General features: G+C 67.2%; 5 protein-coding genes. 3 read left to right on the top strand and 2 right to left on the bottom strand.

Annotation, left to right across the window (positions count from 1 at the left end):
- On the top strand, positions 1–1,881 hold a 1,881-nt coding region (locus ABZ260_RS45365), incomplete at its 5' end, for a phosphoketolase family protein (RefSeq protein WP_355630537.1).
- Positions 1,882–2,024: 143 nt separating this feature from the next.
- On the top strand, positions 2,025–3,206 hold the full coding sequence (locus ABZ260_RS45360; RefSeq protein ID WP_355630535.1) for a zinc-dependent alcohol dehydrogenase: 1,182 nt from the start codon (positions 2,025–2,027) through the stop codon (positions 3,204–3,206).
- Between the two features lie 90 nt (positions 3,207–3,296).
- Here ABZ260_RS45360 and ABZ260_RS45355 read toward each other — a convergent pair whose 3' ends face one another.
- Together ABZ260_RS45355 and ABZ260_RS45350 are read right to left on the bottom strand one after the other, a co-directional pair.
- Positions 3,297–3,584, bottom strand: a complete 288-nt coding sequence (locus ABZ260_RS45355) for a Fe-S cluster assembly protein HesB (protein WP_355630532.1) — start codon at positions 3,582–3,584, stop codon at positions 3,297–3,299.
- 114 nt (positions 3,585–3,698) lie between these two features.
- Entirely contained in the window at positions 3,699–3,935 is a 237-nt protein-coding gene (locus ABZ260_RS45350) for a hypothetical protein (protein WP_355630530.1), read from the bottom strand.
- A gap of 221 nt (positions 3,936–4,156) precedes the next feature.
- Between ABZ260_RS45350 and ABZ260_RS45345 the strand changes: the two genes are divergently transcribed.
- Complete coding sequence (locus tag ABZ260_RS45345; protein WP_355630527.1) at positions 4,157–5,530, top strand: extracellular solute-binding protein; 1,374 nt, start codon at positions 4,157–4,159, stop codon at positions 5,528–5,530.
- Positions 5,531–5,541 lie beyond the last annotated feature (11 nt).

The raw sequence follows: 5,541 nt of genomic DNA, 5'->3' as shown, positions 1-5,541 counted from the left end.
GCCTACGGAGCCGCGTTCGACAACCCGGACCTGGTGGTGGCCTGCGTCATCGGTGACGGCGAGGCCGAGACCGGGCCGCTGGCGGGCAGCTGGCACTCCAACAAGTTCCTCGACCCCGCCTGTGACGGGGTGGTGCTGCCGATCCTGCACCTGAACGGTTACAAGATCGCCAACCCGACCGTGCTGGCCCGGATCCCCGAGGAGGAACTGGTCAAGCTGATGGAGGGGTACGGCTACCGGCCGCACTTCGTCTCCGGCGACGACCCCGAGGTCATGCACGCGCTGATGGCCGAGACCCTGGAGCGGGTGTTCGACCAGATCGCCGACTACCGGCACGGACGGGCCGACCGCCTGCCGATGATCGTCCTGCGGACGCCGAAGGGGTGGACGGGGCCGCGTGAGGTCGACGGCCTGCCGGTGGAGGGGACCTGGCGGGCGCATCAGGTGCCGTTGACCAGAGTGCGTGACAGTCCCGAGCATCTGGCGATGCTGGAGGAGTGGATGCGCTCCTACCGGCCGGAGGAGTTGTTCGACGGCCGGGGCCACCCGGTGGCGGAGGTCCTGGAGACGGTACCCGAGGGGCCGTTGCGGATGAGCGCCAATCCGCACGCCAACGGCGGTGAGCTGCTGCGGCCGCTGGTGCTGCCCGACTTCCGCGACTACGCGGTCGAGGTGAAGGCTCCCGCTCGCGTGTCGACGGAGCCCACCCGGGTGCTGGGGATGTTCCTGCGTGACGTGATCGCCGCCAACCCTGACAACTTCCGGTTGATGGGCCCCGACGAGACGGCGTCCAACCGGCTGTCGGCGGTCTTCGAGGTCACCGGCCGGGCCTGGGACGCCGAGACCCTGCCCACCGACGAGAACCTCGCCAGGGGCGGGCGGGTGATGGAGGTGCTCAGCGAGCACCTGTGCCAGGGCTGGCTGGAGGGGTACCTGCTGACCGGCCGTCATGGGCTGTTCAACTGCTATGAGGCGTTCATCCATATCGTCGACGCGATGTTCAACCAGCATGCCAAATGGCTGGAGGCCTGCCGGAAGATTCACTGGCGGCGGCCGATCGCGTCGTTGAACTACCTGCTGTCATCGCATGTGTGGCGCCAGGATCACAATGGTTTCTCCCATCAGGATCCGGGTTTCCTGGACGTGGTGATGAACAAGAAGGCCGAGGTGGTGCGGGTCTACCTGCCGCCGGACGCCAACACGCTGCTGTCGACGGCGGATCACTGCCTGCGCTCGAGTGACTACGTCAACGTGATCGTGGCGGGTAAGCAGCCGGTGCTGGACCTGCTGCCGATGGACGAGGCGATCGCGCACTGCACCCGGGGCCTGGGCATCCTGGAGTGGGCCAGCAACGATGCCGGCACCGAGCCGGACGTGGTGCTGGCGTGCGCGGGGGACGTGCCCACGCTGGAGACGCTGGCGGCGGCGGCCCTGGTGCGCGAGTACCTGCCCGAGCTGAAGGTGCGGGTGGTCAACGTGGTGGACCTGATGCGGCTGCAACCGCCGAGCGAGCATCCGCACGGCATGTCGGACGCGGAGTTCGACACGCTCTTCACCGCCGACAAGCCGGTCGTCTTCAACTTCCACGGCTATCCGTGGCTGATCCACCGGCTGACCTACCGGCGCCATGGCCATGACAACATCCATGTGCGCGGCTACAAGGAGGAGGGGACCACCACCACCCCGTTCGACATGGCCATGCTCAACGACATCGACCGTTTCCACCTGGTCATGGATGTCATCGACCGGGTTCCCGGGCTGGCGGAGCGGTCGGCGCATCTGCGTCAGCACATGATGGACCGCCGGCTGAGCGCTCGCGCCTACACCCGTGAGTACGGCGAGGATCCCGCCGAGATCCGCGACTGGACCTGGCCGTACTGACCACGACCCCGCCCGTGCCCCGCCCGTGGAGGCCACGCCGGTTTCCCGGGCAGGTCGCCCCCCCCAGCGGAGAACCACCCAGTTTGGCTCTCACGGAGCGGGTAAGGAGGCATCGTCACAGCTCAAGCGATAGGGGAGGGGAAATGAAAGCTCTCACCTGGCATGGCAGGCGCGACGTACGGGTCGAGGAGGTTCCCGATCCGGCGCTCAAGGAACCGAACGACGCGATCATCAAGATCACCACCACCGCCATCTGCGGCTCCGACCTGCACCTGTACGAGGTCCTGGGGCCGTTCATGGGCGAGGGCGACATCCTGGGCCACGAGCCGATGGGCGTGGTGGAGGAGGTCGGCCCCGAGGTCACCGCCGTCAAACCGGGCGACAGGGTGGTCATCCCGTTCAACATCGCCTGCGGCCACTGCCACATGTGCCGCATGAGCCTCTTCGCCCAGTGCGAGACCACCCAGGTCCGCGACCAGGGCATGGGCGCGGCCCTGTTCGGCTACACCAGGCTGTACGGCGAGGTCCCCGGCGGGCAGGCCGAGTACCTGCGGGTCCCGCAGGCGCAGTTCGGCCCGATCAAGGTCCCCGAGGGGCCACCGGACGAGCGGTTCGTCTACCTGTCCGACGTGCTGCCCACCTCCTGGCAGGCGGTGTCGTACGCCGGCATTCCCGACGGCGGGAGCGTCACGGTCTTCGGGCTCGGACCGATCGGGCAGATGACCTGCCGGATCGCCAGGCACCTCGGCTACCGGGTCATCGGCGTCGACGGGGTGCAGGAACGGCTCGCGATGGCCCGGGGGCACGGCGTCGAGGTGCTCGACGCGTCCGTGACCGGCGACATCCCCGGGGCGGTCAGGGACCTGACCGGCGGGCGCGGCACCGACTCCGTCGTCGACGCGGTCGGCATGGAGTCGCACGGCTCCCCGGTCGCCAAGTTCGCCCACACCGTCACCGGCCTGCTGCCCGACGCGATCGCCGCCCCGCTGATGGCCAACGCGGGGGTCGACCGGCTGGCCGCGTTCAACCAGGCCATCGACACGGTACGGCGCGGCGGCACGATCTCCGTCGTCGGCGTCTACGGCGGCATGGCCGACCCGCTGCCGATGCTGAGGATGTTCGACAAGGGCATCACGCTGCGGATGGGGCAGGCCCACGTCAAGCGCTGGATCGACGACCTGATGCCGCTGGTGACCGATGACGCCGATCCGCTCGGGGTCATGGACCTGGCCACCCACCGGCTCCCGCTCGACCAGGCCCCCTACGGCTACGAGATCTTCCAGAAGAAGCGGGACGGGGCCATCAAGATCCTGCTCACCCCCTGACGAGGACGGCCGGGGGAGCGCTGAGAACACGGACGTGCCCCGGTCCCCCTGGGGGGATCGGGGCACGCGTGCCGGATTTACGGCGGATGGTCAGTGAGGCTGTTCGGTGACGAGAAACGCGACGCCGCCACCCTCGTCGACGTCGGCGTCCAGGGACTTGTCGTCCAGCATGTCCACGACCTGCGGGTCGAGGAAGATCCGTGCTCCCGCCGACTCCACCACCTTGTCGGCGGACTCGGGATGTTCGGCGATCGACAGCATGAGCGATCCGGTGCCGTCGCTCTGGGACGAGATACGGACCCCGGTATCGGGAGAGTCCGTCACCTGCGCGCTGAGATCCCGGATTACCTGGGCTGCGGTGTCCGTCAATGTGAGCATTGCTACTCCTTGTCGGTATCGGCACTTGGATTCTTCGCCCTTGCCCGCTCTCATCCGGCCCAACCATCCACCCGGGGTTTCTCGTGGCCGCCGCGTCCAGGCCGGGCCGGCGGATCAGCCCTTCCGGCCGAGCCGCTCGACGTGTTCGGCCGCCTTGCGTGCGGCGATCAGAATGGGGTCCCACGCGGGGGCGAACGGGGGAGCGTGCGACAGGTCGGGCCCGGTGATCTCCTCTGCGGTCATCTCGTGCCAGACGGCGATGGCCAGGGCGTCGATGCGCTTGGCCGCGCCCTCCTGCCGGCGCCCCGGACGGTACGGCTTCGAACAACCGCTTTCTGAAAGTTCCGACAAGAAAATGACGTCATCAAGCATCTTCTTGCAGCTGGATGACTCCATCCCGCGTCGTCTCGATATACTCGCAGGTCAGAGGGATTTCTTGGTTGCGGCGAGGTGTTACGGCGGGATGACCGGCCGGTCACTGTCACTTTTTTGCATCTGAACTGACGGACTCTTGCTACTTCCTGCACGTATCTATATGTTTCTCGCAACCGACCCGCCAAGGAGTGCCTCGGATGAAATCCCCCAAGCTTTCGATGCTGCTCGCCGCAGCCATCGCGCTCACCGCCGCCGGTTGCGGCAACGACGACAGCGGATCCAAGGCCGCCGAAACCAGTCCGAGCGCCGCTGGGGCCGATGCTCCGGTCACGATCTCCGTCGGCTGCCAGCCGCCGAAGAGCAACCCGCTGGAGCGAACCGCCTGGGACGAGGACGTCGCCGCGTTCCAGAAACTGCATCCGAACATCACGATCGACAGCAAGGACGCCTTCCCCTGCATCAACCCGGACACCTTCCAGGCGAAGCTGGCCGGCGGCACGATGGAGGACGTCTTCTACGTTTACTACACCGATGTCAAGAAGATCATCGCGGCGGGCCAGGCGGCCGACATCAGCCCGTACGTCGGCAGCGTCACCAAGCTGGGCGACCTGCGGCCCGACGTCATGAGCATCTTCAAGGAAGGCGACAAGATCTACGGCCTTCCCAGGAACAACTACTCCATGGGCCTGGTCTACAACCGCAAGTTGTTCACCCAGGCGGGTCTCGACCCTGCCGCGCCGCCCAAGACCTGGGCCGAGGTGCAGGAGGCCGCGAAGAAGATCTCCGGGCTTGGTGCCGGATATGTCGGATTCGGTGAGTACAGCGCCGGCAACACCGGTGGCTGGCACTTCGCCGCCTCCCTCTACGGGCGGGGCGGCGAGATGGTCACTCCCGACGGCAAGACCGCGGCGTTCAACAGCCCGGAGGGCAAGGCCGTCCTGGAGAACCTCAAGACCATGCGCTGGACCGACAACAGCATGGGCACCAAGCAGCTCCTCCAGTGGGAGGACCTGATGCGGATGATGGGCGGCGGCAAGCTCGGCATGATGATCGGCGCCCCGGATGTCGTCCAGACGGTCAACAACGACTTCAAGGGCAAGTTCGAGGACTACGGGGTCACCGCCCTGCCCGAGGCCAGGGCCTCACTCAACGGCGGCGACGGCTACATGATCAACCCCAAGGCCACGCCCGAGAAGATCAAGGCCGCCATGCTGTGGCTGGAGTTCCATGAGCTGACCCCGGGCCAGGGTCAGTTCAACTACGCGCGCAGCAAGCAGCAGGGCCGCCCGGTCGGCCTGCCGATCCCCGACCTGTACGGCGACGCCGCGCCGGGCAAGGAGATCACCGAGCTGCGTAAGACGAACGCCACGGTGCCGGTGGAGAACTTCACCCCCTTCGTGGAGGGATCGGCGACCATCCAGAACAAGCTGGAGCCGCCGAAGTCCCAGGAGCTCTACGCGATCCTCGACGTCCCCATGTCGGCGGTGCTGACCAGGCAGGACGCCGACATCGACAAGCTCCTGGCCGACGCCGAGGCCAAGGCCAACAAGGTGCTGGCGAAGTCGAGCTGATCTTCTACCCC

This window comes from Streptosporangium sp. NPDC006013 (assembly GCF_040614275.1).
In the GTDB taxonomy this organism is placed as follows: domain Bacteria; phylum Actinomycetota; class Actinomycetes; order Streptosporangiales; family Streptosporangiaceae; genus Streptosporangium.
Note: the sequence above shows the minus strand (reverse complement) of the source record. Positions and strands in the feature narration are given on the sequence as shown.